Source organism: Actinomadura chokoriensis, assembly GCF_039529475.1.
GTDB lineage: Bacteria > Actinomycetota > Actinomycetes > Streptosporangiales > Streptosporangiaceae > Spirillospora > Spirillospora bangladeshensis.
Genome location: NZ_BAAAMW010000003.1, coordinates 199460 through 224572 on the forward strand (window position 1 = coordinate 199460; position 25113 = coordinate 224572).

The window sequence follows — 25113 nt, forward strand, 5'->3', positions numbered from 1 at the left end:
CAACGCGACATCACCCCCGGAAACGACGCCCCACCCGCCACTCACCAAGTCGATGTGGCGACGGAGCTATAGCCCTGGTTGTGTCGGTGAGCACCGCCGACGGTGCTCACCCGGGGGAATTCCGTACGCTGCTTTGAACACCCGGTTGAAGACGGCGGCGTCCTGGAATCCCCATCGTGCACCGACGTTCGCGACGGTGCGGTTGATCAGTCGAGGGTCGGCCAGGTCAGCGCGGCAGCGCTCGAGACGCTGTCCGCGGATGAAGTCACCGACGCTGACCCCCTCCTGGTGGAACAGGCGATGAAGCTGCCGCACCGAGATATGGTGCGCTTCGGCGATGAGCGTGGGTGATAGGCGAGGGTCGTGTAGATGGCCGAGCGCGAACGCCTTGACCTGCTGCAGGAGGACCCGCTGCCGGGTCTGCGGAGGTATCAGATCTCCGGCGTCGCTCGTCGCTGCGAAGAGGGTGGCCATGAGACCGATGACCACCGCATCCAGCCGCGCGCATTCGTCCGGGGTCAGCGTCTTGGCGTGTTCGAGAGCCCCTTCAAGGAATCGGCAGAGCAGCGCCGCCGCGCCGGACGTTGACCGGACGGGCTGCGCCACCCTTGATCGAAGTACCTGTTCAGGCAGGGGCAGTGCTTTCCGCGGGACCTGCAGCAGAACCGTCCGGCACGGGACGCCACGGTCCAGGATCTGCGATTGAAACGGTCGGGACGTGTCGTAGAGAACCAGATCACCGAGTGACGGCTCGGCGCGGCTGCGGCTTTGCTCCACCCACATGGACCCTCTGGACACCAGCGTCAGCATCCATCGCTCTGGATCAGAGTGCCGGATCAACCGCGGAGTGCGCCTGGATTCCATGTCATCGAACTCGAGTTCTGTCACGCTCGCGGATCCGAACCGCAGCAGTTTCACGGCCGCGTAGAAGTCACTTCGGTGGGTGCTGTGCACAAACGTGGGGACGACTTCTTGGGCCGCCAGATCGCACCACCAGTCAAACCGGTCGGAAACCGGCAGGTCCAGGCTGCACTGCTGCTCCAGCATCGGGGCGCACCGTCCGTCGCTTCACCTTCCGACCACGCCGAGTTCACGTCTCGGTGCAACGTTCGGGCGGCTTCCACCGGATCAAGTCTTCCAGCTCACCGAGACAAGAAATCGAGTGGTACTTTCAGGGCCGATATGCCGTATGACCGTTGCCCGAAAAGGACGACTGATACAACAGAACACCGGCGTCTGCTAACACGATAGTCAGAAGGCCGACTCCAAGGCTAGTGCGCAAACGAAAAGCTCCGGTAGCCGCACCCCTCCGTGGTCAATGATGCCTGCACCGCTCTGACTAGTTCGTCCCAATATTTGCCATTTCGGGGCAGCCCAGTCCACACACGATAAGCGTGCTCATCTCCCGCACATGGCTCTGCCGGGCACCAACAGCCAACATGAGCCGAAATGTCACATAAAAAGCCAGCAAGTGTTTCGTTTTCGACAAAGTCGATACCGCCGGAGGAATGGCGCCCAGCGTCAACGGCCTGGTCTCTCAGCATCAATGACAGGCCGAACACGTGAATGTGACGATCGGCGTATGAAGCAGGGCGCGAAGTGGATCGCAGGACGTCGTGGCCCTGACGGCAAGAGTGGCCCTGGCGGGCACCGCAAGCGCGTAAGCACAGGCGGATGTTCCCATTCCTCCTCCCGAGGGGGCTCGTCTGGGCCAGGGGCGCCACAGCACCACATTCGAGATCAACAGAGGGAGAACACCATGGTGATCAGTGCAATGCGCAAGCCGACCGCGCCGGCCGCGGAAACTCACGAGGGCGCGAGGCCGCCGATCTCGAGGAAGGTCCTCATACTGGGGTCGACCCTCGCCCTGGCACTGGGCGCCCTGGCCACGCCGGCGCAGGCCTCCACCGGCGCCGACACTAACGCGGCGGCCACCGCTGCCGCACTGTCCAGCGGAACCGTCCAGGAGAGGACGGCCACCTGGCACTTCTGGAAGAGCTACTGGACGAAGAGCGACTGCTACGTCGCCGGTCTCAACGTGAAGGCTTCCAACCCTCGCTACAAGGCGGCCATGTGCGTCCAGGGGCGCGGCACCGACAAGAAGCCGAAGTGGCACCTGTACATCCTCTACTGACGGTCTGCGCCGTCATCGCGACCGCACCTGATGTGTCGCGGCGGCCTCCCCGAGGTCGCCGCGACTCGCGAAACTGGCACACCCCCGGGGTCCGGGTCTGCCGAGTGCGGGTGCACGGCGTCCACATGATGGGCAACAGCGGCGTCACCGCGCGGGTCCGCGGACTCCACCAGCGGGACGTGCTGTGCCGCCGAGCGTGGGAGGCCCTGCTCGCCGAGCCGGCTGCCGACTTGTCCGGGCAGGCGACCCGGCTGTTCCCGCCGACCATGGCGCAGCGCAAGACCAGCCTGGTCGGCAGCCTTCCATCCAGCGCCCGCAAAGCGCCCGACGCGCCCTCGGTCAAGGTCGTCGGCTGCGACCGCACGGTTCCAGAGGACTGGCGACACCGCTTCAAACCCTGAGCGACCCCGCGACATCACCCGGTTCCGAGGCCGCCCACGCAGTCGTCCTGCGCCGGAACACGAGCAAGAGGCTGTGGGGATACGACACCGCTCTGGCCGTCGCCGCAGCCCCCACCGCGACGCGCAGCCCATGCCGGGCGGCACTCACCATGGGGATTCGTCCTTGGTTATCCCGGCCCCCGCGCCAACGGCAACCGGTGGCCTGGTGAGCCGCTGGAGACTCAGGCCCGCCCAGGAGCGGCCGGGACGGCTCCGGCTCGCCTGCTACAAGCCGATGTCCACCGACACCGACCGGGTGGTGGAGGAGAAGGGGCATTGATCTTCGTCATAGGCCCAGGCACGTCGAGCCGCGCCGCGGTGGATTTCCTGGCGCAGTGGGGGCCCCGCCACCGCTGCTGCCCGCGCGTACTGCCAGCAGCGAACCCAACGGCGACTAGGGAGACGCTTCGCCGGGTTCGAGCGACCGTAGTGCACTGGAGATATCTGCGCGCGAAGTCAGGTTGAGCTTGCGGTACACGCGGGTGAGGTGCTGCTCAACGGTGCTCATGGTGATGGAAAGCCTCACCGCTATCTGCCGGTTGGTCAGCCCTTCAGCGGCCAACTTTGCCACTCTCCATTCAGCATTGCTGAGCTGGTGGGGTGGGGGAAAAGGTTGTGAGAATTCATCCTGGGCTCGTGCCTCAGACGTTGCTTGGCCTGCGGCCATCGCCCGGAGGCCGGGCAGGTCGACAACGGTGATCGTGCGCCAGCCGGTGCGGATAAGACCAGCCCGGCGCAGCGAGTAAAGTGATCGAGCGACTGTCTCCCGGGAGGCATCCATCCAACTGCCAAGCTCTCCCTGGGACAGCGGCGGCCCGATCGTGATCGACCCGTCCGGCGCGGGTGGGACGTGCTGCGCCGAGCGCTCGGCGAGGTGGACCAGCAGCCCCGCGAGCCGCTGGGGGCCGCGGCGGATGACGTGTTCCTGCAGCCGCCGGTCGGCGTCCTCGATGCGCTGCACGAACGTGCCGCTGACGAGCTTCCACACATGCGGGTGCTCATCCAGAAAACCGGTGAACCGGCCAGCCGGGACTACCAGCGCGCGCACCGGAGAAAGCGCCCTCACCGTCGCCGAGCGGGTGCGGCCGCCGAGCACCGCGCTCTCGGCGAGCAGGTCACCCGGTCCGCGCACGGCCAGCACCACCTCATAGCCGTCCTCGGTGGACGAGGTGACCTTGGCCCATCCCCGCTCGATGATGATCACATGGTCGGACTGGTCGCCCTGGTAGACCAGCGGCGCCCTTTCCGCGAACTGACGGGGCCGAGCCACGGCACGCAGTGCACGCCGCTCCGCTTCATCGAGCGCGTGCCAGAAACCTTGTTCCATCAGCCGCCGTAGATCCAGGGCAGCGTGTACAGGATGGGCGGTACCGCCACGATGACGGAACCAATCGCGCCGAGGATCGCTACGGTGCGTCGGGACGGGCTGTCGGCTGTCCGGTGGACAACGAACCCGATGAGCACGAACAGGCCGAGGACAACAATCACTACGCTGGCGATCAAGGCCAAGGTGATCAAAACCTGGCCGAGAACAGCATCAGGCTGTTGTTGGGACATCGAGGGGGCTCCTCGCAGGTCTCTGGCTGGGACTTGGTCGGTGCGGGGCTTGATGATGCTGGCCCGCTGAGCCGAGTCCACAGGACCCCTGAGGAGGCGAAGGGTGCAAGCCCGCGCCTCTCCCGCGTCCCGACGGCGAGTCATTCAGCACGGTAACCCGAGCAGGGAGATAGCACCAGAGACCTAGAGATGCCAAGTAGGCGGGCATCCGGGCTTGCACCTCCGGACGCCGCCTACCAGCAGCATGGCCAACGTCCCAGCCAGAGACATGGATGCCTACGCAGATTGAACCCTGACTAAGGCCCCTAGGCATGCGCCGGGTGCCACAAATAGGGGGGCCCAAAAGTAGCTCCGGACGCCGCACGGTACGCCTATGGCCATCGGACCAAGCCCGCGCCAATACTCCGGCCTCGCCTGGGCGCGGGGCGAGCTGGGACGCGTCGATCGCACTGACGGCGTACTGGTCACAGTCGGGTCGCCTGGGTGGACGTGCCGCGCAGTGACACACGCACCAATGTCGACCAGCAGATCGCCGTTCTGCTGGCGGATCACGGTGGTCATGGTCACTTCCCGAGGCCGTATTACGTCCGATGGTAACCCGCGACGAGTTAAGTGGCGCTGCGATGCTCGCTGAGCATCCACCACGCGGCAACCGGCGCATCCGCGCCATCGTCGCACAAACGCTCCTGCCGGCCTTCCATCTGTCCCACGCCAACGAGCACAAGATCACGCCTGGCACGCCACGCTGCCCGGCCCCGAAGGCATCGAGCACGGCGGCAACCGCCGTATCCGCGGTATCGCCGCCCAAACCCCTCTGCTGGCCCTTCAGCTGGCACATGCCAACGAACACAAGATCAACGCCTGGCTCGCAACGCTCCCCGCCCTGATGGAGAACCCCACCGCCGCGCCCGGCACAAGACACGCACGCCACGCGGCAGCTGGACGCCCACCGGGCACATCACCCCGCCTGCAACCTAGGCCGTCGACAGCGCAAGCACTACGCAGCGGGGCCAAGGTGTGGAGCCCAGAGCGAGCGCCAGCGAGCACAGGGGGCGAGGGGCGAAGCCCCAAAGCGAGCGCCAGCGAGCGCGGGGGGCGAGGGGCGAAGCCCCAAAGCGAGCGCCAGCGAGCGCGGGGGGCGAGGGGCGAAGCCCCAAAGCGAGCGCCAGCGAGCGCGGGGGTGTGGGGGCGGAGCCCCTGCATCGGGGGTCCGGGGGTCGTCCCCCGGGTCAACATGACGAAGGAGTGGCGGTCGGCGCTCTCCGCCGACACACCACCCCCAACTCCGAGTGGGCGAGGAGGGATTTGAACCCTCACATCCTTTCGGACACACGGACCTGAACCGTGCGCGTCTGCCGTTCCGCCACCCGCCCATGGGTGCCGCCCCGTTTCCGGGTGCCTGAAAAGGCTAGCACGGTCGGGGTAGTGGTTAGGTACTCGGATACTCCTAGCGAACCTTCGCACCGATACGATCGTCTACCAGTGGGGAAGGGAGGTGCCCGTGGGCGTCATTCAGCGCTTCGAGCGACGGCTGGAGGGCATGGTCGAAGGGGCCTTCGCCCGTGCCTTCAAGTCCGAGCTGCAGCCGGTCGAGGTGGCCAGTGCTGTGCAGCGCGAGATGGACGATAGGGCGGCGATCGTGGCGCAGGGCCGCACGCTCGTGCCGAACGACTTCGTCGTGGAGATCTCTCAGCAGGACGGGCAGCGGCTGCAGGTGTACGCCGACAGCCTGAGCCAGGAGCTGGCGAATCTCGCGCGGGAGTACGCGAAGGAGCAGGGGTACTCCTTCGTGGGGCCGGTGCGGGTGCGGTTCGAGAACGCCGGGGATCTCGCCACGGGCATGTTCCGGATCCGGTCGGGGGTGATCCGGGGCTCGACGGTGGAGGGCGGGGAGATCCGCCGGCCGGTGAGCGATGTCCCGCAGGGCGGGCGCGGCGGTGTCTTCGGGGGGCATCCGCGACTGCTGGTGACGACGGCGGTGGAGGGTTCGGACACGACGCAGCGCACCTATGAGATCAACACCCCCGTGACTCTGCTGGGTCGTGGCACGGACTGCGACCTGCGCCTCGTCGATCCGGGCGTTTCCCGGCACCATGCCGAGATCCGCGTAGAAGGTCCCGAAATCGCTCTCGTGGATCTAGGGTCGACCAACGGCTCGTTCGTGAACGGGCAGCCGATCCGGCGGGTCACGCTGGTGGACGGCTCCCGGGTCACGATGGGCCGGACAACCCTTGTGTTCCGCCGCGATAGGGAGTAACCCCGACTCCGATGTCCCCATTCACCCTCACGCTGATCAAGCTGGCGTTCCTCGCGGTGCTGTGGCTGTTCGTCATCGCGGCCGTCGGTGTGATCCGGGCCGACCTGTTCGGCTCGAAGGCCGCCACGAAGGCGGCGACGCGCCCGTCCCCGTCCCGTCCCCCCCGGCAGCCGAAGCCGCCGCGGCAGCAGCAGCGCAGCGCCCAGCACGGCGCCCCGACGAGGCTGGTGGTGGTGCAGGGCGAGCGGGCCGGCACCGTCATCGACCTCACGGGGGTGCCCATCACCATCGGCCGGGCGAATGACGCCACTCTGGTCGTGACCGACGACTACGCTTCCAGCCGGCATGCCCGACTTTTCGCGCAGGACGGTCAGTGGATCGTGGAAGATCTCGGCTCGACCAATGGGACATACCTCGGACGCACGAAGGTGAGCCGGCCGATGCCGGTTCCACCGGGCGTCCCGGTCCGTATCGGCAAGACCGTGATCGAGCTGCGCAAATGACACTGGGAATCCGCTACGCCGCGCGCTCCGACGTCGGCATGCTGCGCGAGGGCAACGAGGACTCGGCGTACGCGGGCGCGCATCTGCTCGCGGTGGCCGACGGCATGGGCGGCCACGTCGGCGGGGAGATCGCGAGCGCCGCCGCCATCGAGGCGCTGCGCGCGCTGGACAAGGACCTTCCGGCGACGGAGCTGCTGGCCGCGCTGGAGCACACGGTCAAGACGGCCAACGACAACCTGCACCGCATCGTCGAGTCCGACCCGGCCCTGCAGGGCATGGGGACGACGCTGACGGCGATGCTGTGGGCGGGCAACCAGATCGCGCTCGTCCACATCGGCGACTCGCGCGCGTACCTGCTGCGCGACGGCAGCCTGTTCCAGATCACGCACGACCACACGCTCGTCCAGTCGCTGGTGGACGAGGGGCGCATCAGCCCCGACGAGGCGGCGTCGCATCCGCAGCGGTCGCTGCTGCTGCGGGCGCTGGACGGCCGCGGCGAGGTCGATCCCGACCTGTCGCTGCGCGAGGCGCAGGTCGGCGACCGGTACCTGCTGTGCTCGGACGGCCTGTCCGGCGTCGTCACGGCGGAGACGATCTTCCAGGTGCTCACGGACGTGGACGAGCCCGAGCAGGCCGTCCGGCAGCTGATCGACCTGGCGAACCGGGGCGGCGGCCCCGACAACATCACCTGCGTGGTCGCCGACGTGGTCGACCTGGAGCGGCAGCCGCCGACGGGCGGCCCGGGCCACGCGGTGGGCGCGGCGGCGAACGCGGCGCCGCCGGAGCCGCCGGGCGGCGGTCCCGGCGCGAACACGACGGTGGCCGACACGCCGGCGGGCCGGGCGGCGCAGCTGCGCGACACGCGCCCGCAGCCGCCCGTGGCGGTGGACGAGCGTCCGCCGCCGCCCGCACCGGCGCCGATGGCGGACCCGATGGGCGGCCCGCCGCCGCCGATGCAGCAGGCGCCGATGGAGCGGCCGCGCCGCGGCGGCGCCCGCCGCTGGACGTGGCTGGTCGTGGTGGCCGGAGTGGTCGTGGTGGGCGTGGTGGCGGGCGGGTTCGTGCTGCTGCAGAACGTCCGGAACGGCTACTACATCGGCGCGGAGAACGGCAACGTCGTCCTGTTCCGGGGGACGCCGCAGAAGGTGCCGGGCCTCGACCTGTCCCGCAAGGCGGACGCCTCGAAGCTGCAGCCGATCAAGGTGGCCGACCTCCCGCAGGACCTCCAGCAGCAGGTCAAGGACACCTACACGGTGGACGGCCCCGGTGCGTGGAACACGCTGGTGGAGCGCGTCTGCAAGTACACCCTCGTCGAGCAGTCCGGCAAGGTCGGCGTCGTGCGGGGCCGCGAGCAGCAGAACTGCCAGGAGACCGCGGTCCAGCCGGGCGAGGTCCCGGTCGCCCAGCTGCCGGCGTCCGACGCGACGAAGGTCAGGAAGGGCGAGTTCAGCTTCATCGGGCGGGAGGCGGCGACCGCCGCGCTCGCCGAACTGAAGGTCCGCCGCGACAAGTGCAAGACCAACGACCCGGGCATACCGGACTGCCCCTCGGGCGGGGGGAGCTCGTAGATGCACTCGCTCGGGGAGCAGATCAGGGCACGGCTGCCGTACCAGCAGCGCAACGCGGCCTCGCTGGCCCTGCTGATCTTCGCGATGGTGCTGACGCTGTCGGCGTTCGCGGAGGTCGGGCTGGCCCGTGACGGGAGCCTGCCCGCCGGGCTGTTCGTGTACGGCGGCGGTCTCGCGGTGCTGGCGTTCATCGCCTACCTCATCCAGGCGAAGTTCACCCCGTACGCCGACCCGCTGCTGCTGCCGCTCGCGGTGGCGCTGAACGGCCTCGGCCTGACGATGATCTACCGGCTCGACCTGGACACCAGCGCCGACCGCAAGGCGGCGGCCGCGGCGGGCAAGAAGCTGCTGCCGGACGCCGCGAACGCGCCGAGCCAGCTGATGTGGACGTTCGTCGGCATCGTGCTGTTCGTCGCCGCCGTGCTGATCATGCGGGACACCGAGAAGACGGACGCCCGGTTCTCGTTCACTCCGAAGACGGCGCAGCGCTACACGTACCTGATCGGCCTGTCGGCGATCATCATGCTGATCCTGCCGATCGTGCCGGGCATCGGCGCGGAGATCAACGGCGCCCGCGTGTGGATCAACATCGCGGGCTTCTCGGTGCAGCCGGGCGAGTTCGCCAAGCTGCTGCTGGTCGTGTTCTTCGCCGGCTACCTGGTGAACAAGCGGCAGGCGATGTCGCTGATCGGCAAGAAGCTGGGCCCGGTCAGCCTGCCCCGGGGCCGCGACCTCGGCCCGATCATGGTGATCTGGTTCTTCTGCCTGGGCGTGCTGTTCCTGCAGAAGGACCTCGGCACCGCGCTGCTGTTCTTCGGCCTGTTCATCTCGATGCTGTACATCGCGACGCAGCGGGTCTCCTGGGTGGTGATCGGCGTCGGGCTGCTCGCGGTGGGCGTGTTCATCGCGACGCTGCTGCCGTTCATGGGGCACGTGAACCAGCGCATCGACATCTGGCAGAACCCGAAGCCGTACTTCGACGGCGGCTGCCTGCTGGAGAGCGGCAAGGTCGTCCCCGTCAACCCCGACACCGAGATCTACAAGAAGTTCGACAAGCCGGGCGTCATCTCGCCCGGGTTCACCGCCTGCGCCAACCTGGGCGGCGAGTACTCCGACAGCGCGCAGCTGATGAAGGGCCTGTTCGCGCTCGGCCAGGGCGGGGTGCTCGGCACCGGCCTCGGCCAGGGCGAGCCGTGGCGGACGCCGCTGTCGTTCAGCGACTTCATCTTCGACTCGCTCGGCGAGGAGCTCGGGCTGACCGGGCTGATGGCGATCCTGCTGATCTACGCGTTGATCGTGCAACGCGGGATGAAGACGGCCGTGGCGGCGCGGGACCCGTTCCTCAAGCTGTTCGCGGGCGGTGTGTCGTTCGTGCTGGCGCTCCAGGTCTTCGTGATCGTCGGCGGCGTCACCCGGCTCATCCCGCTCACCGGTCTCACGACGCCGTTCCTGTCGCAGGGCGGTTCGTCGCTGATGGCCAACTGGATCCTGATCGCGATCCTGGTCCGGATGAGCCACGACGCGCGCAAGCCGGCCCCCCAGGCGATCCAGGACGAGGGCATGACCCAGATCGTGAGCACGAGGTGACTTCCCCCCTATGAACATGGACAAGCCGGTTCGGCGGGTGGCGATCTTCGCGCTGCTGCTGTTCTTCGGGCTGATGGCGCAGGTGAACTACGTCCAGGGCAGCCAGGCGGAGGACCTGCGGACCGACTCGGCCAACGCCCGCCAGTACGCGGACGTGTTCAACTCGCCGCGGGGCCAGATCTCCGCGGGCGGCGAGGTGCTGGTGACGTCCAAGGAGACCGGGAAGGACAACCCGAAGTACGGCCGGTCCTACAAGGACGGGCCGATCTTCGCCCCGGTCACGGGCTACTTCAACGGCGGCGCCACGCAGGTCGAGCGCGCCTACAACTCGCTGCTCGGCGGCAAGGACAAGCGGATCACCCAGCAGCACTGGTTCGACGTGTTCATCGGCAAGAAGGCCGACGGCGCGAACGTCGAGCTGACGATCGACCCGGACGCGCAGCGCACCGCGTACGCGCAGCTGAAGGCCAGGACGGCGCAGGGCCGCCGCGGCGGCGCCGTGGTGATCGACGTGAAGACCGGCGCGGTGAAGGTGGCGGCGTCGTGGCCGTCGTTCGACCCGAACGAGGTGGCGCCGCAGACCGGCACCAAGGGCGGGAAGCGGCTGGAGCAGCTCAACGAGGGCGATGGCGTGGTGAAGCCGCTGATCGACAACGCGCTGAGCCAGACGTTCCCGCCCGGTTCGTCGTTCAAGACGGTGGTGTCGGCGCTGGCGATGAAGAACCTCGGCGCCACCAGCTCGACGACCGTCGACACCGGCCAGCTGCTCCTGCCGGAGTCGGGGCGCCCGCTGCCGAACTCGCACGACAGCGGCAGCTGCGGCGGGTCGGCCTCGCTGCGCGGCGCGTTCGCCGAGTCCTGCAACACGACGTTCGCGAAGATGGCGCTGAACATGGGCATCCAGAAGCTGCACGACGGCTCCGGGGAGTTCGGGTTCAACAAGCGGATCCAGCTCGAGCCCGACTTCTACACGGCCGAGAGCGACGTCCCGGTGGCCTACACCGACGCGAACGGCAAGACCACCCCGACCGGCCAGGACGGGACGGCCCGGTCCGGCATCGGCCAGGAGAACGTGCGCGCCACGCCGCTGCAGATGGCGATGGTGGCCTGCGCGGTCGCCAACGGCGGCAAGATCATGAAGCCGTACGTGGTGCAGACGGTGCGGGCCAAGGACCAGAGCCAGCTGTACGGCGCCTCGCCGGAGGAGTTCGCGAAGCCGATCAGCGGCGACCAGGCCGGGCAGCTGGAGGACATGATGCGCGCGGTGGTCTCCGAGGGCACCGCGAAGAACCTGCAGGGCCAGCGGATCGCCGGTAAGACCGGCACCGCCGAGCAGGGCCCCGGCAACCCGAACGCCAACTGGTTCGTCGGGTTCAGCCCGGTCGACAACCCGCGCTACGCGTTCGCGGTGATGACCGAGGCGCCGGGCTCGGGCGCCGGCAACGCGGGCCCGATCGCCGGGGCGATCATGGCGAAGGTCCTGCAGAAGTGAGCACGGGCCTCGTCCTGAACGACCGGTACCGGCTGCTGGAGCGGCTGGCGGTCGGCGGGATGGGCGAGGTCTGGCGCGCGGTGGACGTGCGCTCCGGCCGGGAGGTCGCGGTGAAGCTGCTGCGGCTGGAGCTCGGCTCGGACATGCGGGCGCGGGGCCGGTTCGAGTCCGAGGCGCGGTTCGCGATGGAGCTGCGGCATCCGGGCATCGCGCGGGCGTTCGACTTCGGCGAGCACGCCGGCCGGACGTTCCTGGTGATGGAGCTGGTGGCGGGCGAGCCGCTCGACGAGGTCCTCGCGCGCGACGGCGGGCTGCCGCTGGAGGCCGTCCTCGACCTGGTGGTGCAGGCGGGGCGGGCGCTGACGGTCGCGCACGACGCGGGGATCGTGCACCGGGACGTCAAGCCGGCGAACCTGATGGTGTCCCCGGACGGCATCCTGAAGATCACCGACTTCGGGATCGCCCGGCGGCTGGCGGCGGCGTCGCAGACCCAGACCGGCATGGTCATGGGGACGGCGCACTACATCTCGCCCGAGCAGGCGCAGGGCAAGGAGCTGTCGCCGAAGGCCGACCTGTACTCGCTGGGCGTGGTGGCCTACGAGTGCCTGACGGGCGCGCCGCCGTTCGACGGGTCGACGCCGGTGGAGGTGGCGCTCAAGCACGTCCGGGACGCGCCGGCGGAGCTGCCGGCCCGGGTGCCGGCGGCCGCCCGCGAGCTGATCATGGAGATGCTGGCGAAGGACCCGCTGGACCGCCCGCGGGACGCCGGGGCGGTCGCGGCCCGGGCGCTGGCGATCCGCGCGGCGCTGGTCGGCGCGCCGTTCGGCACGCGACCCGGCGCGCAGCCCGATGGACGGCCTGGTGGGCGGCCCGGTGCGCATCCAGGGGCACGGCCCGCGGTGCGTCCGGGCACGGTGGTCTCTCCCGGCAGAGACCCCATCGTTACCCAATCGGCTCCTTCGTCGGGATTTGACGCTGACCGACCGGCAGATAGCCTCACGGACGGGACAGTGCAACGACGCACCGCGGTGACGTACGCCTCCGTCGCGGCCGTCCTCGTCGTGGTCTGCGTGATCGTGATCGGTTCCCTGTGGAAGGGGCTGGCGTTCGCGGGGTCCGCCGAGGACGAGCGGGACCCGCCCGCCTCCCCGGCCACCAGCCCGGTCGGCGGCGACCTCCCCGGCGGCCCCCGAGAAGACCCGGCGGCCCGTCCCCGCCCCCCGGAGCACCGCTCCCCGGAGCACCGCTCCCCGGAGCACCGGGCGAGCCGCACCCCCGGGCGCCCGGCTGTCACGCCACGGCACCGGACGCATAGGATCCGTCCGTCAACGCGGGTGAGGCCTGAGACGTCTCCTTCACATAAGCCATCCACGAAATCGCCCCGGGCGACGCCCACCGCCCCAGAGCCAACACCCACCCCGACGGGGAGCACCACGACTCCGTCAACTCCGAGCCCGGTTGCCTCGCCGACCCAGACCAGGCGGCTAGGTTCGGAGGACAAGGTGTAGACGTACGAGGGAAAGTGCACATATGAGTCAACCTCGGCTGCTCGGCGGCCGCTACGAGCTCGATTCGGTGATCGGGCGGGGCGGCATGGCCGAGGTCTACCGTGCCCGAGACCTGCGGCTGGATCGCGTCGTCGCGGTCAAGACGCTGCGGTCGGACCTGGCCCGTGACCCCACGTTCCAGGCGCGGTTCCGGCGCGAGGCCCAGTCGGCCGCGTCGCTGAACCACCCCTCGGTCATCGCCGTGTACGACACCGGCGAGGACATGATCGGCGACACCCCCATCCCGTACATCGTGATGGAGTACGTGGACGGCAGCACGCTGCGCGACCTGCTGCGGGAGAACCGCGCGCTGCTGCCCGAGAAGGCCCTGGAGATCACCGACGGGATCCTGCGCGCGCTGGACTACAGCCACCGCGGCGGGATCGTGCACCGCGACATCAAGCCGGCCAACGTGATGCTCACCCGGCAGCACGAGGTCAAGGTCATGGACTTCGGCATCGCCCGCGCCATGGCCGACTCGGCGGCGACGATGACGCAGACCGCGCAGGTGATCGGCACCGCGCAGTACCTGTCCCCCGAGCAGGCGCGCGGCGAGCGGGTGGACGCCCGCAGCGACATCTACTCGACGGGCTGCGTCCTGTACGAGCTGCTGACCGGCAAGCCGCCGTTCACCGGCGACTCGCCGGTCGCGATCGCCTACCAGCACGTCCGGGAGGAGCCGGTCCCGCCGTCCCAGGTGGACCCGCAGATCCCGCAGTGGGCGGACGCGATCGTCCTGAAGGCGATGGCGAAGGAGGCCGACCACCGGTACCAGAACGCGACGGAGTTCCGGCAGGAGATCCAGCGCGTCCTGCAGGGCCATCCGGTGGCCTCGACGGCGGCGTCGACGATGCTGATGGGCGGCGCGCAGCCGCAGGGCACCCAGGTCATGGGCGCCTACCCGCCCGGCCCGGCCCGCACGCAGGTGCACCGCCCGCAGGACGACGGGTACGGCCTGCCGCCCGTCCACTATGACGACGACCTGCCCGAGCGCGGCGGGAACGGCAGGAAGGCCGCGCTGTGGGTGGGCCTCGCCGTGCTGTTCATCGGCGGCGCGGCGCTCATCGGCTGGATGCTGAGCGGCGGCGGCGGTGAGAAGAACACGCAGGTCGCGATCCCGCGGAGCATCGTCAACGTGTCGCAGAGCGACGCGACGGCGCAGCTCACCAAGCTCGGCTTCCAGGTCGGCGAGCCGAAGACCGACTTCAGCGACGACATCCGCAAGGGCTACGTCATCAGCTCCGACCCGGAGCCCGGCACGGACGCGGCCAAGGGCGCCACGGTGACGCTGCTGGTCTCCAAGGGCAAGAAGCCGCCCACGGAGATCGACGTCCCGACGGTGACCGGCCAGTCGTACGCGACGGCCAAGAAGACGCTGGAGGACCAGGGCTTCGAGGTCCAGAAGAGAGCCGAGACGAGCGACACCGTCCCGCGGGGCAATGTGATCAGCACGGACCCGGCCGGCGGTTCGAAGGCGCCGAAGGGCGCGACCGTCACGGTGGTCGTCTCCAACGGCCCGACGAACCTCCAGGTGCCGAACCTGTTCAACAACAGCCAGCGGGCCGCCTGCGGGAAGCTCAAGGGGCTCGGGCTGACCTGCCACGTGCAGAAGGGGCAGCCGCCGGTCGACCGGCAGGTCTCGCCGGGCTTCGTCTACGACCAGCAGCCGGCGGAGGGCGCCACGGTCGCCCCGGGCGACGCGGTGACGATCTTCGTGGCCGACAAGCCGCAGCCGCCCCCGTCCCAGCCGGGCGGGCCGCCGACGACGCCTGGCTTCCCCGATTTCCCGGGCGGCGGCAACGGCTGATCCGGGCCGATCGACGCGAAGGGCCCCGGCTCTCCCTGAGGGGAGGCCGGGGCCCTTCGCTTCGGTCCCGTGCGGGGCCCGTCGGCGCCGCGGGGGTCCGGACATGAAACGGGGCTTCCGCCACTCGGGGGCAATGGCGGAAGCCCTCGTTATGGTCTTCGTCACGCGGCCGTAGGACGTTACGCATTTCAACCGAATTTTTCGCGACCTGTCGGCCCTGCACCGGTTCGCCCGGCGGTCCATGCGCGGTCCGGGTGCGGCCGGAGCGATGTTCTCGCAGGTCAGCCGGGGGTTGCGGAGCCGGACGGCGCCGGTGTCTGGACGACCCCGTGGTCGAACTGGATCTTGGACTCGACGCGGGGGAACGCCACGTACCAGAGGACGGCGGCGACGGCGAGCACGATGCCGAGCACGGTCGCGGCCCGGGTGGGCCACGCGCCCGGGAGGTGGCGCCATATCCAGGCGTACACGGGGACCTCCTACGTTCCGGCGGAGCCGGCGGCGGACCGCACCCGGGGCAGCGCCTCGGCCAGCTCACCGAAGATGATCATTCGTTCGGCGGCGGAGTACTTGGGGTGGCAGGTGGTGAGCGTGATCAGCCGCTCGGTCGGCTTCGCCTTCGGGTGGAACGGGACGGGCGCGGTCACCTCCGTCGCCGACGGCTTCACGATCTTGCGGTCGGTGACCTTGTAGACGTACTGGTCGTCCCGGGTGTCGATGAGGATCTGGTCGCCGCGGTCGAGCTCGCCGAGCCGGTTGAACGGGGCGGAGTAGGTCGTCCGGTGACCGGAGACGACGAAGTTGCCGAGCTCGCCGGGCAGCGCGGTGCCGGGATAGTGGCCGGGGCCCTTGCGCAGGTCGTCGCGGTCGACGCCCTCGATGACGACGAAGTGGTAGTCCTTGCCGAACCGGGGGATGCGGATCATCGCGAGCCCCTTGCCGAGCTTCACCTTCTCGGTGGTGACCTTGCCGCTGCGCCAGCCGCTCAGCATCTCGTCGTGCAGCCGGTCCTGCTGGCCCTCGGTGTACCGGCCGGTGCCCCACAGCTCGTAGGTCACGAACAGCATGACGATCAGGCCGGCGGTGATGCACAGCTCGCCCATGCCACGGATCACCGTCCGCACGCGTCCTCCTTCGTCGGGTCGGCCGGGGGTCAGCCGCCGGGTTCCGGCGGAACCGTAGCGTGCTTCATCGCCACGTTGCCGGTGTAGGGCGGCAGCGTGGCCCGTTCCACGGTCCGCACCGAGTAGCCGAGCCCGTACGCGCGGACGTACTTGCGGTAGACGGCGATCTCGCGGGACGCGCCGAGCGCCGCGCGGAGCCGGTCCGGGTCGCCCACGGCGGTGATCCGGAACGGCGGCGAGTACACGACGCCCTGCAAGATCAGGGTATTGCCCACGCAGCGGACCGCGCTGGTCGCGATGACCCGCTGATCCATGATCTGCATCGCCGTGGCGCCGCCCGCCCACAGCGCGTTGACGACGGCCTGCACGTCGCCCTGGTGGACGACGAGGTCGTCGGGGTGGACGCCGTGCGGCGGGCCGTCCGACTCCGGCGGCGGCGCGTCGTCCAGCGAGACCCGGACGGCGCGGCCGGTCACCGGGGTGAACCCGGCGCCGGCGGCGAGCCGGTCGGCCTCCTCCCGCGCACTTTTCACGCGCGCGTCGTGACGTCCGGCCTCCCGGGAGATACGGTCGATCTGGTCGCGGAGCCGCCGGTACTCGGCGCGCTCCCGGTGGCCGCGCCGCTGCTCGGCGGTGATGAGTTCGGTGATCTGGGTGCGGCCCTGCTCGCGCAGGCTCGTGCCGCGGGCCGTGCTCGCGCTCGCCGCGAACAGGGTCCCCGCGAGGAGCGTGAGAACTGGGATGATGCTTCCCCACCCAGGACGCCGTACATTGCTCATCAGTCAGTGCTCACCAGCGACTACGCTAACCGACAAAACACCCATGCGCGGTCCGGCGCTCCGGCCGCCGGACGCCCGAGGAGATCGATCCCACCGTGGCCAAGTCGAAAGTGCGCAAGAAGGCCGTTTACACGCCCCCGCAGAAGTCCAAGGCTCCCGAGGTCAGCCCCCGCTGGCTGGTGCCCACGATGGTCGGGCTGTGGCTCGTCGGCCTCATCTGGATCGCCGTCTTCTACGTGACGGCCAGCACCGGCACGAAGGTGCCGTTCATGACCGACCTGCACAACTGGAACCTGGGGATCGGCTTCGCCGCGATCATCCTCGGCGTGATCCTGTCGACCCGCTGGCGCTGACCGCAACTTATCCACAGGCTGGGGATCTCCCACCCCGGCTTTCCCCAGGTTTTCCACAGGCTCTGTCCACAGGCGCTCTCCCAGGCTTCTGACGCGCCCGCACACCGGTGAAGCGGCCGCCGTCCGCACCGGGGTGCGCCCCGCCGTGCTCGGGCCCGCACAGCGGACGACGCCGCGCGCGGACGCCGTTCCCAGTGGACGGCGTCCGCGCGCGCAGCGGGCCATGAGCCGGGCCTCGGCCTACAGGGACGGGTTGAGCTCGGCCGTCCTGAGCACCACCAGCGCCGTGAGCAGCGCCAGCGTGAGCAGCGGCGCCCCGATGTGGAACAGCCGCCGCCGCGCGGCCGGAGCGTACGCGTACGCGGCGGCCAGCACCGCGCCGACCGCGAGCCCGCCGACGTGCCCCTGCCAGGAGATCCCCGGCACCGAGAACGTGATCACCAGGTTGATCACCAGCAGCACCACGATGGGGCCGACCGGCCCGCCGAACCTGCGGCCGATCACGAAGTACGCCCCGAAGAGCCCGAAGATGGCGCCGGACGCGCCGACCGCCGAGCTGTTGGCGGCGCCGACCAGGTACAGCAGCACCGACCCGCCCAGCCCGGACAGCACGTAGAGCGCCAGGTAGCGCCAGCGTCCGAGCACCTGCTCCAGCGCCGGGCCGACCGCCCACAGCGCCCACATGTTGAACAGGATGTGGGTGATGCCGAACGTCCCGCCGCGCTGGTGCAGGAACATCGTGGTGAACAGCCGGTACCACTGGCCCTCGGCGACCCCGCCGACGCTGCCGTCCGGCAGCGCGGCGCGGCCGAGCATCATGAACTCCCAGACGACGCGCCAGGACGCCAGCTCGGCGAGGTACACCGCGATGCACGCGCCGATGAGCGAGTACGTCACGACCGGCACGGCGGACGAGGGGGCCCGCCCGCCGACCACCGTCCGGGGCACCGCCCTGCGGACGCCCCGGTTGCCCTCGGCGACGCACTCCACGCACTGGTGCCCGACCGCCGCGTCCCGCATGCACTCCGGGCAGATGTAGCGGTCGCACCTGGTGCAGCGCACATACGTCTCGCGCCCCGGGTGCCGGTAGCAGGTCGGTACCGAGGTCTCGGGTGCGGGACTTGGCTCTGTGCTCATCTCTGGCTCCGTGGGGCCGGTGCGGGCGTCACCCGTCGCGGGGTCTCACTGTGGGAAACGACTAACGCCGGTCGATCGTCACCGATTCCAGGACGACGTCCTGCTTCGGACGGTCGCCCCGGCCGGTCTCGACCTTGCCGATGCGGTCGACGACGTCCGTGCCCTCGATGACCTTGCCGAAGATGGTGTGCCGGCCGGTCAGGTGCTGGGTGTGGCCCACGTCGAGCGTGATGAAGAACTGGGAGCCGTTGGTGCCGGGCCCGGCGTTCGCCATCGCCAGCAGGTACGGGCGGTTGAACTTCAGGTCAGGGTGGAACTCGTCCTTGAACTGGTAGCCCGGGCCGCCGGTGCCGGTGCCGAGCGGGTCGCCGCCCTGGATCATGAACTGGTCGATGACGCGGTGGAAGACCGTCCCGTTGTAGAGCGGGGCCTCGGACTTCTGCCCGGTGCGCGGGTCGGTCCACGTCCGGGTGCCCTCCGCCAGTTCGACGAAGTTCGCCACCGTCTCGGGCGCCTGCTCGGGGTACAGCTGGATCACGATCTTGCCGAGCGACGTGGTGAGCGTCGCGAAGATCTCGTTGGCCACGCTGGCCGCCTCCCTCATGTGGTGGATGTCTGAGCTCTGCACGTTACGGTCTCGGTCATGCGCAAATCGACTACCCGGCGTGTGCGTGCGGTCACTCGCACGGGGTTTACCTCCCGAACGCTGGGAAGGCTGCATGACAGGACCTCGCAAACAGGGAGGTTAGCGTGTCCCTAATGATCAATATCCGCCGGAAGCCGCAGGACGAAGTTCTCACCCGGTTCGGCCGCGTCCAGGAGGCGGCCCGGCAGAGCGCCGAGATGTGCCGGCAGAGCGCTTCCAACGCGGCGGAGCGGATCGCTCCCGTCGCGGAGGAGCGGCTCATGGTCGTCCGCGGCTGGAGCGCACCGAGGCTCCGCAAGGCGGCCCGGTACGTGGAATCCGGGCTCGCCCCTCGGGTGAGCACGTTCCTGAGCGATGTCGCCGGACGGGTCGAGCCGCCGAGGCGGTCCGGGCCCGGGCGCGGCGCGCTCATGGCGATGATGGGCGCGGTCACCGCGGTCGGCGTGGCCGGTGCGGTGGCGACGCGGCGCGGTGTCATCCGCGACATGACCAAGGGTTCCGGTGAGCACGTGGACGACGCCACCTCGGCCGACTCCATGACGGTCTCCGGTGCCGACGTCGACGGTCAGGTGCATTCGCCGCACTAGCGCGGTAACGGAGGGCCCGGCCGTCTTCGGCCGGGCCCTCCGGCGTGTCCAAGAGTTGCTACTACCCGGTACCGTAACGCCATGTCGCCGAAGCGCTCCCTCCGGCAGGTGCTGACGGCCCGCGCGAGGGAGCGGGCCCGCCAGGGCATCCACACGGCCGTGCACCGCACCTGGGAATGGGTCCAGCGGCGCGGTGAGATCACCCCGCACACCCCCGGCCGGCGCCGGTTCGCCTACCTCGGCGAGGGCGCCTGCATCGGCTTCCCGGTCGGCTCGATCTACGGCGAGCCGTGGATCTCGATCGGCGACCACACCCTCGTCGGCACGCACGTCACGATCTCCGCCGGCTTCGTCCCCGGCCTGGACCTCGGCCCGGACGTCATCGTCCGCATCGGCGCGAGCTGCTCCCTCGGCCGCGGCACGCACATCGTCGGCCACCAGTCCATCGACATCGGCGACGACGTCTTCACGGGCCCGAACGTCTACATCACCGACCAGAACCACACCTACGGCGACCTGCACATGCCGATCGGCCGCCAGTGGCCGGAGAACAACCCGGTCGTGATCGGCGACGGCTGCTGGATCGGCACCGGCGCGATCATCCTGCCCGGCACCCGGCTGGGCCGCAACGTCGCCGTCGCCGGCGGCGCCGTCGTCCGCGGCGAGTTCCCCGACCACTCGGTCATCGGCGGCGTCCCCGCGAAGGTGCTGCGCAGCCACGACAAGGAGAACGGCTGGCAGCCGCCCCTCCGCAACGACCCGCTGATGTCCCTGGACGAACTGGCCGCCCTCTCCGTCAACGGCCTGGAGGGCCTCCAGATCCTCCAGGACAAGCTCCGCGAGGAGACCGCCGCCCGCCCTACCCCCGAACCCCTCCAAGAAGAAGCCGGCTGACCCCCGGCCCCCCGCGCCCGCACACGCCTCCGCTGGCTTGCTCCACCGCGGGCGTGCTCCACCGCGGGCGTGCTCCACCGCGGGCGTGCTCCACCGCGGGCGTGCTCCACCGCGGGCGTGCTCCACCGCGGGCGTGCTCCACCGCGGGCGTGCTCCACCGCGGGCTTGCTCCACCGCGGGCTTGCGCTACCGCGGGCTTGCGCTACCGCGGGCTTGCGCTACCGCGGGCTTGCTCTACCGCGGGCCGTTGTGTCCGGCCCTTTTGGGCTTCGCTGGGTGTGGAAAAGGGAAGAGCCCCGCCCGGGTGGGCGGGGCTCCTCTCGTCGGTCAGTTGTAGCGGGCGGGGCGGGGGTCGTTGTTGTCGCGGCGGCTGCCGTTGTAGGGGCCGTTGCGGCGGTTGCCGTGGGACGCGGCGCCGGTGCGGGGGCCGCCGCCCCGGCGGTCGCCGCCGGAGTAGGAGCGGTGCTCGCCCCGGCCGCCCTCGCCGTCGCGGCGGCGGGGGCCGTCACCGCGGTCGAAGGTGCGCGGGCCGCGGCGGCGTCCGCCGCCGCCCTGGCGGCCCCGGCCGCCCTCGCGGCGCGGGCGCTCGGGGATGATCGGGCCCTCGATCGGGATGCCGGACGGCGGCCGGGCCCCGGTCAGCTTGACCAGCTCGGTGTCGCCCGTGGTCACCCGGACGCGCGGCGCGTTGATGCCGGCCCGGCGCGTCATCGCGGACGTGGAGCGCACCTGGTGCGGCAGGACGAGCGTGACGACGGTGCCGCGCTCACCGGCGCGGGCGGTGCGGCCCGCGCGGTGCATGTAGTCCTTGTGGTCGGCGGGCGGGTCGACGTGCATGACCAGGGACACGTCGTCCACGTGGATGCCGCGGGCGGCGACGTCGGTGGCGACCAGCACGCTGATCGAGCCCTCGCGGAACTCGGCGAGGGTGCGGGTGCGCAGGCCCTGGCTCTTGCCGCCGTGCAGGCCCGCCGCGCGGACGCCCACCTGGACGAGCTGCTTGGCAAGCCGGTCGACGCCGTGCTTGGTGCGGGCGAACAGGATCGTCCGGCCCTCGCGGTTGGCGATCTCGGCGGTGATGGCGCTCTTCTCCTTCGGCGCGACGAGGAGAAGGTGGTGGTCCATGGTGGCGACGGGCTCGTCCACCGGACCGATCGCGTGCGTCACCGGGTCGTTCAGGTACCGCCTGACCAGGACGTCCACGTCCTTGTCGAGGGTCGCGGAGAACAGCAGGCGCTGGCCGCCGGGCTTGACGGCGTCCAGGATGTCGGTGACGTCGGGCAGGAAGCCCATGTCGGCCATGTGGTCGGCCTCGTCCAGCACGGTGATCTCGATGTCGGACAGGTCGCAGGCGCCCTGCCGCATCAGGTCCTTCAGCCGGCCGGGGGTGGCGACGAGGACCTCGACGCCGCGGCGCAGCGCGTCGATCTGCTTGAACATCGACGTCTGGCCGATGACGGTCTTGAAGCGCAGCCCGAGGCCGCGGCCGAGCGGCTCCAGGTTGGTCTGGACCTGCTGGGCGAGCTCGCGGGTCGGCACGAGGATCAGCGCCAGCGGGCGCTTGGGGGCGGCCTTGCGGCCGGACAGCCGGGTGAGGAGCGGCAGGCCGAACGCCAGGGTCTTGCCGGATCCGGTCTTACCGCGCCCGAGGACGTCCCGTCCCGCCATGACGTCGGGAATGGAGGCGGCCTGGATCGGGAAGGGGGCCTCGATGCCCTGGCGCTCCAGGGCGTTCACCAGCACCGGCGGGATGCCGAGCTCGGCGAAGGTGGGAACCTGCTCCTCGTCCGCGGTGGCGGGCATGGACGGGTTCTGTGCAGCGGCAGCTGTGGTCACGCATTACCTTCCGAGAGGGGGGCACGTCTCGGGAGGCACCACGATGTGCGCGGCCTGCAAGGACGAGCCTGACGCCATGGGGGCGCCGAAGAGTGATTCCTAGAGTCTAACGTCGCCGGGGCACCTCGTTATGCCCCGTCCCCGGGGGAACATGCGAACCCGCAGGCTTCAGCAGGCGCACGTGACGCCCGTGGCCGGCGCCGTCAGCGGGTCGGGGGAGCGGCGCGCGACGGCGCCGTCGCCGGTCTCGACGGGGAACCCCTCGCGCGCCCAGTACTCGAAGCCGCCGATCATCTCCTTGACCGGACGGCCGAGCCGCGCGAACTCCAGCGCCGCCTTCTGGGCGCCGTTGCAGCCGGGCCCCCAGCAGTAGACGACGACGGTCGCGTCCCGGGGGATCAGGGCGTCGGCGCGTTCCGCGATCTCGGCGGTGGGCAGGTGGACGGCGCCCTGGACGTGGCCCTGCGCCCAGCTCTCGGTGCTGCGCGTGTCGACCACGACGATGCCGGGCGCCCCCGCTGCGAGGTCCGCGGCGACGTCGGACACATCGGTCTCCAGGGCCAGGCGCGCGGCGAAGTGCCGCCGCGCCTCCTCCGGGGCGGCCGCGGGAACGGCGTTCACGGCCGAGTCGTGGGTCATCTCGGGCTCCTTGTCAGTTGGGGATGGGACCGATCGTCCCGCGGGCGGGTGCCGTTCCGGGAGTGGCGCGAATGCCCGGCATCGCTAAGATCTCGCCATGCTCGTCACTCCCCCGGCATGCCGGCACACGGTCTCGGTGCTGGCGTTCGACGGCATGGCGCCGTTCGAGCTCGGCTCGGTCGTCGAGGTGTTCGGGCTGCCCCGGCCGGAGCTGGGCGTCCCCTGGTACGACCTGCGGGTGTGCTCGGTGGAGCGCGGCCCGATGCGCGCGGTCGGCGGTTTCACGATGACCGCCGAGCACGGGCTGGAGGTGTTCGCGTCCGCGGACACCGTGATGGTCGTCGCCGTCCCGGACGTCCGGCGCGATCCGCCGCCCGAGGTCGTCGCCGCGCTGCGGGACGCGCACGCGCGCGGCGCCCGCGTCGTGTCCGTCTGCTCGGGCGCGTTCGCCCTCGCCGCCGCCGGCCTGCTGGACGGACGGGAGGCCACCACCCACTGGCAGTACGCCGACCTGCTGCGCCGGCGCTACCCGGACGTCCGGGTGACCCCCGACGTCCTCTACGTGGACGGCGACGACGTCCTCACCGGGGCGGGCAGCGCCGCCGGGCTCGACATGTGCCTGCACCTCGTCCGCAAGGACCACGGCGCCCGGATCGCCACCATGGTCGCGCGGCGGCTGGTCGTCCCGCCGCACCGGGAGGGCGGGCAGGCGCAGTTCGTGGAGGCCGCCGTGAGCCCGCCCGGCGAGGACGACCCCGTCGCGCGCAGCATGGCCTGGGCGCTGGCCCACCTCGCCGAGCCGATCACGGTCGCGCGGATGGCGCGCGAGGCGTGCCTCGCGCCCCGCACGTTCCTCCGGCATTTCCACCGGCGGACGGGGACGAGCCCGCTCCGCTGGGTCATCGGCCAGCGGGTCCTGGCGGCGCTGCCGCTGCTGGAGGAGGGCACCGCGCCGGTCGAGGAGATCGGCGCGGCCGTCGGTTTCGAGAGCCCGGCGACGTTCCGGCACCATTTCGTCCGGGCGATGAAAACGTCACCGTCCCGCTACAGGCGCACCTTTCACACTGCCACGCCTACGTGAGGCCGCCGTCCTCGGAGAAGCTGTCGAGACCGCTCAGCAGCCGCGCGACGTCGAGCCCTGTCGTGAGGTAGTCGACGAACACCTTGTTGTTCAGCGCCCATTTCGACCTGCGGTAGCGGACGAGGTAGACCGCGTCGTCCGCCGAGTAGCCCATCTCGATGAGGCTCTGCGCGATGACCAGCCCGGACCGGTTGTAGCCCGAATGGCAGCGGACGAGCACCCGCCGCCCCTGCCGCACCGCCGCCACCGCCGTGTCCGCGAGCCGGGCCACGGCCTCCAACTGGTCGGCGGTCAGCGGACGGTCCGGCATGGCCTCGTAGTGGTGCTCGACGTGGTCGGGCGGGCCGTGCCCGTCGCGCCGGTACATGCTGATGACGACGTCGAACTCGTCCGTCACGACCGCGGGCGTCCGCTCGCCGGACGGCGGGGTGTAGTGGTGGCCGCCCATCCATAAGCCGGGGACGATCTCGTTCCACGGGTGTTCGGCGTCCGGTGCCCCCTTGCCCTTGGTGCGCACTGGTCGGCCTTCTGCCTGAGGTTCCGCTTACCGGGTGGGGACCGGGGCCTGGTGGTCGATCTCGCGCCCCAGGACGACGACCATCTCGTTGAAGGCGGAGGCGCCGTAGCGGGCATGGAGGGCGGGGTAGACGTTCTTGCGCGCGGCCTCCCTGAGCATCCAGCTCAGGTCGGTGTGGGCGACCCGGTCGCCGCGGGACAGCCGGTCGTGGGCGTCCCGGGTCACCCGGAGCAGATCCGGATGCCCCGCCGACTCGGAGAGGATCATGCGCGCCGCGTCGCTGAGTTCCATGCGGCGCAGTCTAAACGCGCGGTCCGGGCCGGGGCAGGGGCGCGGACCGCGCGGGTGACGCCGCGGGCCGGCGGCCGGCGCGGCCACGCGGCCGTCCGGCCGGTGATGCACCGGTGACGGCCGGATACGGACACCGAACCGGGGAGTGTCGCCGCTTATCGCCGACTCTTCGGCTTGACAAGAAGTCAGATCGAATCGGATTCCACCGCCCCGGTTCCGGCGCCCGCGCCGGCCGGCCGCCGGAGCATGCGGACGCCCAGTTCAGGGAGCGGATGAGGGCGGCGTTCCGGGCGGCCGGAGCCGTCGGGCGGCGGCCACCTGCGCCCGGGTTTCCGGA

At 70.5% G+C, this 25113-nt stretch carries 25 protein-coding genes and 1 tRNA gene; 13 read left to right on the top strand and 13 right to left on the bottom strand.

What is annotated here, in order from left to right; genetic code table 11:
- Positions 1-66: 66 nt before the first annotated feature.
- Entirely contained in the window at positions 67-1047 is a 981-nt protein-coding gene (locus tag ABFX46_RS08950; protein ID WP_346040903.1) for a helix-turn-helix domain-containing protein, read from the bottom strand.
- A 712-nt stretch (positions 1048-1759) separates the two neighbouring features.
- On the opposite strand from ABFX46_RS08950, the gene ABFX46_RS08955 reads away from it, so the two are divergent.
- Positions 1760-2134, top strand: coding sequence for a hypothetical protein (locus ABFX46_RS08955; protein ID WP_346040905.1), 375 nt, complete (start codon positions 1760-1762; stop codon positions 2132-2134).
- Positions 2135-2238: 104 nt separating this feature from the next.
- Complete coding sequence (locus ABFX46_RS08960; protein WP_346040907.1) at positions 2239-2535, top strand: hypothetical protein; 297 nt, start codon at positions 2239-2241, stop codon at positions 2533-2535.
- Positions 2536-2968: 433 nt separating this feature from the next.
- Here the strand turns inward: ABFX46_RS08960 and ABFX46_RS08965 are convergent, their stop codons facing one another.
- From ABFX46_RS08965 to ABFX46_RS08975, 3 genes are all read right to left on the bottom strand, one after another.
- Positions 2969-3901 (bottom strand): cyclic nucleotide-binding domain-containing protein, encoded by a 933-nt coding sequence (locus ABFX46_RS08965; protein ID WP_346040909.1) that lies wholly within the window; start codon positions 3899-3901, stop codon positions 2969-2971.
- Complete coding sequence (locus tag ABFX46_RS08970; protein ID WP_346040911.1) at positions 3901-4131, bottom strand: hypothetical protein; 231 nt, start codon at positions 4129-4131, stop codon at positions 3901-3903. Before ABFX46_RS08970 ends, ABFX46_RS08965 begins: the two co-directional genes overlap by 1 nt.
- A 1290-nt stretch (positions 4132-5421) precedes the next feature.
- Positions 5422-5504, bottom strand: a tRNA-Leu gene (locus ABFX46_RS08975).
- A gap of 128 nt (positions 5505-5632) precedes the next feature.
- Between ABFX46_RS08975 and ABFX46_RS08980 the strand changes: the two genes are divergently transcribed.
- Genes ABFX46_RS08980 through pknB form a run of 7 tightly spaced genes read left to right on the top strand, consistent with a single transcriptional unit; the run spans position 5633 to position 14892 of the window.
- The gene (locus ABFX46_RS08980; RefSeq protein WP_067627928.1) at positions 5633-6388 is read left to right on the top strand and encodes an FHA domain-containing protein; all 756 of its coding nucleotides are present in this window, start codon (positions 5633-5635) and stop codon (positions 6386-6388) included.
- 11 nt (positions 6389-6399) lie between these two features.
- Entirely contained in the window at positions 6400-6891 is a 492-nt protein-coding gene (locus ABFX46_RS08985) for an FHA domain-containing protein FhaB/FipA (protein WP_346040914.1), read from the top strand.
- Positions 6888-8459: a Stp1/IreP family PP2C-type Ser/Thr phosphatase gene (locus tag ABFX46_RS08990; RefSeq protein WP_346040916.1), complete on the top strand. Its 1572-nt coding sequence runs from the start codon at positions 6888-6890 to the stop codon at positions 8457-8459. Before ABFX46_RS08985 ends, ABFX46_RS08990 begins: the two co-directional genes overlap by 4 nt.
- Positions 8460-10046 carry an FtsW/RodA/SpoVE family cell cycle protein gene (locus ABFX46_RS08995; protein WP_346040918.1) on the top strand — a complete coding sequence of 529 codons (1587 nt, stop codon included), beginning with the start codon at positions 8460-8462 and terminating at the stop codon, positions 10044-10046.
- Between the two features lie 16 nt (positions 10047-10062).
- Positions 10063-11538: a peptidoglycan D,D-transpeptidase FtsI family protein gene (locus ABFX46_RS09000; RefSeq protein WP_346040919.1), complete on the top strand. Its 1476-nt coding sequence runs from the start codon at positions 10063-10065 to the stop codon at positions 11536-11538.
- Positions 11535-13046, top strand: a complete 1512-nt coding sequence (locus tag ABFX46_RS09005) for a serine/threonine-protein kinase (protein WP_346040921.1) — start codon at positions 11535-11537, stop codon at positions 13044-13046. The genes ABFX46_RS09000 and ABFX46_RS09005 overlap by 4 nt, the downstream gene beginning before the upstream one ends.
- A 22-nt stretch (positions 13047-13068) precedes the next feature.
- Positions 13069-14892, top strand: coding sequence for a Stk1 family PASTA domain-containing Ser/Thr kinase (gene pknB / locus ABFX46_RS09010; protein WP_346040923.1), 1824 nt, complete (start codon positions 13069-13071; stop codon positions 14890-14892).
- A gap of 281 nt (positions 14893-15173) precedes the next feature.
- On the opposite strand, the gene ABFX46_RS09015 is transcribed toward pknB, so the two are convergent.
- From ABFX46_RS09015 to ABFX46_RS09025, 3 genes are read right to left on the bottom strand one after another with little or no spacing between them, the layout of a single operon-like run.
- On the bottom strand, positions 15174-15362 hold the full coding sequence (locus tag ABFX46_RS09015; protein WP_346040925.1) for a hypothetical protein: 189 nt from the start codon (positions 15360-15362) through the stop codon (positions 15174-15176).
- A 9-nt stretch (positions 15363-15371) separates the two neighbouring features.
- Entirely contained in the window at positions 15372-16016 is a 645-nt protein-coding gene (locus ABFX46_RS09020) for a class E sortase (RefSeq protein WP_346040927.1), read from the bottom strand.
- 29 nt (positions 16017-16045) lie between these two features.
- Positions 16046-16795, bottom strand: a complete 750-nt coding sequence (locus ABFX46_RS09025) for a DUF881 domain-containing protein (RefSeq protein WP_346040929.1) — start codon at positions 16793-16795, stop codon at positions 16046-16048.
- A gap of 95 nt (positions 16796-16890) precedes the next feature.
- Here ABFX46_RS09025 and ABFX46_RS09030 point away from each other — a divergent pair, with 95 nt between their 5' ends.
- Positions 16891-17148, top strand: a complete 258-nt coding sequence (locus ABFX46_RS09030) for a cell division protein CrgA (RefSeq protein ID WP_346040931.1) — start codon at positions 16891-16893, stop codon at positions 17146-17148.
- A gap of 240 nt (positions 17149-17388) precedes the next feature.
- Here ABFX46_RS09030 and ABFX46_RS09035 read toward each other — a convergent pair whose 3' ends face one another.
- Positions 17389-18285, bottom strand: a complete 897-nt coding sequence (locus ABFX46_RS09035; RefSeq protein ID WP_346040933.1) for a rhomboid family intramembrane serine protease — start codon at positions 18283-18285, stop codon at positions 17389-17391.
- Positions 18286-18346: 61 nt separating this feature from the next.
- Positions 18347-18889, bottom strand: a complete 543-nt coding sequence (locus ABFX46_RS09040) for a peptidylprolyl isomerase (protein WP_346040935.1) — start codon at positions 18887-18889, stop codon at positions 18347-18349.
- Positions 18890-19044: 155 nt separating this feature from the next.
- On the opposite strand from ABFX46_RS09040, the gene ABFX46_RS09045 reads away from it, so the two are divergent.
- Together ABFX46_RS09045 and ABFX46_RS09050 are read left to right on the top strand one after the other, a co-directional pair.
- A complete protein-coding gene (locus ABFX46_RS09045) occupies positions 19045-19518 on the top strand; it encodes a hypothetical protein (RefSeq protein WP_346040937.1) in 474 nt (157 codons plus the stop codon).
- An 81-nt stretch (positions 19519-19599) separates the two neighbouring features.
- Positions 19600-20412: an acyltransferase gene (locus ABFX46_RS09050; RefSeq protein ID WP_346040939.1), complete on the top strand. Its 813-nt coding sequence runs from the start codon at positions 19600-19602 to the stop codon at positions 20410-20412.
- A gap of 327 nt (positions 20413-20739) precedes the next feature.
- Here the strand turns inward: ABFX46_RS09050 and ABFX46_RS09055 are convergent, their stop codons facing one another.
- On the bottom strand, positions 20740-22215 hold the full coding sequence (locus tag ABFX46_RS09055; protein ID WP_346040940.1) for a DEAD/DEAH box helicase: 1476 nt from the start codon (positions 22213-22215) through the stop codon (positions 20740-20742).
- A gap of 201 nt (positions 22216-22416) precedes the next feature.
- On the bottom strand, positions 22417-22887 hold the full coding sequence (locus ABFX46_RS09060; protein ID WP_346040942.1) for a rhodanese-like domain-containing protein: 471 nt from the start codon (positions 22885-22887) through the stop codon (positions 22417-22419).
- Between the two features lie 97 nt (positions 22888-22984).
- On the opposite strand from ABFX46_RS09060, the gene ABFX46_RS09065 reads away from it, so the two are divergent.
- On the top strand, positions 22985-23968 hold the full coding sequence (locus ABFX46_RS09065) for a helix-turn-helix domain-containing protein (RefSeq protein WP_346040944.1): 984 nt from the start codon (positions 22985-22987) through the stop codon (positions 23966-23968).
- On the opposite strand, the gene ABFX46_RS09070 is transcribed toward ABFX46_RS09065, so the two are convergent.
- Both ABFX46_RS09070 and ABFX46_RS09075 read right to left on the bottom strand, forming a co-directional pair.
- Complete coding sequence (locus tag ABFX46_RS09070; protein ID WP_346040946.1) at positions 23961-24485, bottom strand: protein-tyrosine phosphatase family protein; 525 nt, start codon at positions 24483-24485, stop codon at positions 23961-23963. The two genes, ABFX46_RS09065 and ABFX46_RS09070, sit on opposite strands and share 8 nt — an antisense overlap.
- A 27-nt stretch (positions 24486-24512) precedes the next feature.
- Entirely contained in the window at positions 24513-24776 is a 264-nt protein-coding gene (locus tag ABFX46_RS09075) for a hypothetical protein (RefSeq protein ID WP_346040948.1), read from the bottom strand.
- Positions 24777-25113 lie beyond the last annotated feature (337 nt).

Bases quoted from the DNA above. Each gene is read 5' to 3' on its own strand.
- pknB (WP_346040923.1), top strand. From the start codon at position 13,069: ATGAGTCAACCTCGGCTGCTCGGCGGCCGCTACGAGCTCGATTCGGTG.
- ABFX46_RS08970 (WP_346040911.1), bottom strand. From the start codon at position 4,131: ATGTCCCAACAACAGCCTGATGCTGTTCTCGGCCAGGTTTTGATCACC.
- ABFX46_RS08950 (WP_346040903.1), bottom strand. From the start codon at position 1,047: ATGCTGGAGCAGCAGTGCAGCCTGGACCTGCCGGTTTCCGACCGGTTT.
- ABFX46_RS09055 (WP_346040940.1), bottom strand. From the start codon at position 22,215: ATGCCCGCCACCGCGGACGAGGAGCAGGTTCCCACCTTCGCCGAGCTC.
- ABFX46_RS09075 (WP_346040948.1), bottom strand. From the start codon at position 24,776: ATGGAACTCAGCGACGCGGCGCGCATGATCCTCTCCGAGTCGGCGGGG.
- ABFX46_RS09065 (WP_346040944.1), top strand. From the start codon at position 22,985: ATGCTCGTCACTCCCCCGGCATGCCGGCACACGGTCTCGGTGCTGGCG.
- ABFX46_RS09025 (WP_346040929.1), bottom strand. From the start codon at position 16,795: ATGAGCAATGTACGGCGTCCTGGGTGGGGAAGCATCATCCCAGTTCTC.
- ABFX46_RS09000 (WP_346040919.1), top strand. From the start codon at position 10,063: ATGGACAAGCCGGTTCGGCGGGTGGCGATCTTCGCGCTGCTGCTGTTC.
- ABFX46_RS09035 (WP_346040933.1), bottom strand. From the start codon at position 18,285: ATGAGCACAGAGCCAAGTCCCGCACCCGAGACCTCGGTACCGACCTGC.
- ABFX46_RS08965 (WP_346040909.1), bottom strand. From the start codon at position 3,901: ATGGAACAAGGTTTCTGGCACGCGCTCGATGAAGCGGAGCGGCGTGCA.
- ABFX46_RS08995 (WP_346040918.1), top strand. From the start codon at position 8,460: ATGCACTCGCTCGGGGAGCAGATCAGGGCACGGCTGCCGTACCAGCAG.
- ABFX46_RS08985 (WP_346040914.1), top strand. From the start codon at position 6,400: ATGTCCCCATTCACCCTCACGCTGATCAAGCTGGCGTTCCTCGCGGTG.
- ABFX46_RS08955 (WP_346040905.1), top strand. From the start codon at position 1,760: ATGGTGATCAGTGCAATGCGCAAGCCGACCGCGCCGGCCGCGGAAACT.
- ABFX46_RS09050 (WP_346040939.1), top strand. From the start codon at position 19,600: ATGTCGCCGAAGCGCTCCCTCCGGCAGGTGCTGACGGCCCGCGCGAGG.
- ABFX46_RS09045 (WP_346040937.1), top strand. From the start codon at position 19,045: ATGATCAATATCCGCCGGAAGCCGCAGGACGAAGTTCTCACCCGGTTC.
- ABFX46_RS08990 (WP_346040916.1), top strand. From the start codon at position 6,888: ATGACACTGGGAATCCGCTACGCCGCGCGCTCCGACGTCGGCATGCTG.
- ABFX46_RS09040 (WP_346040935.1), bottom strand. From the start codon at position 18,889: ATGAGGGAGGCGGCCAGCGTGGCCAACGAGATCTTCGCGACGCTCACC.
- ABFX46_RS09060 (WP_346040942.1), bottom strand. From the start codon at position 22,887: ATGACCCACGACTCGGCCGTGAACGCCGTTCCCGCGGCCGCCCCGGAG.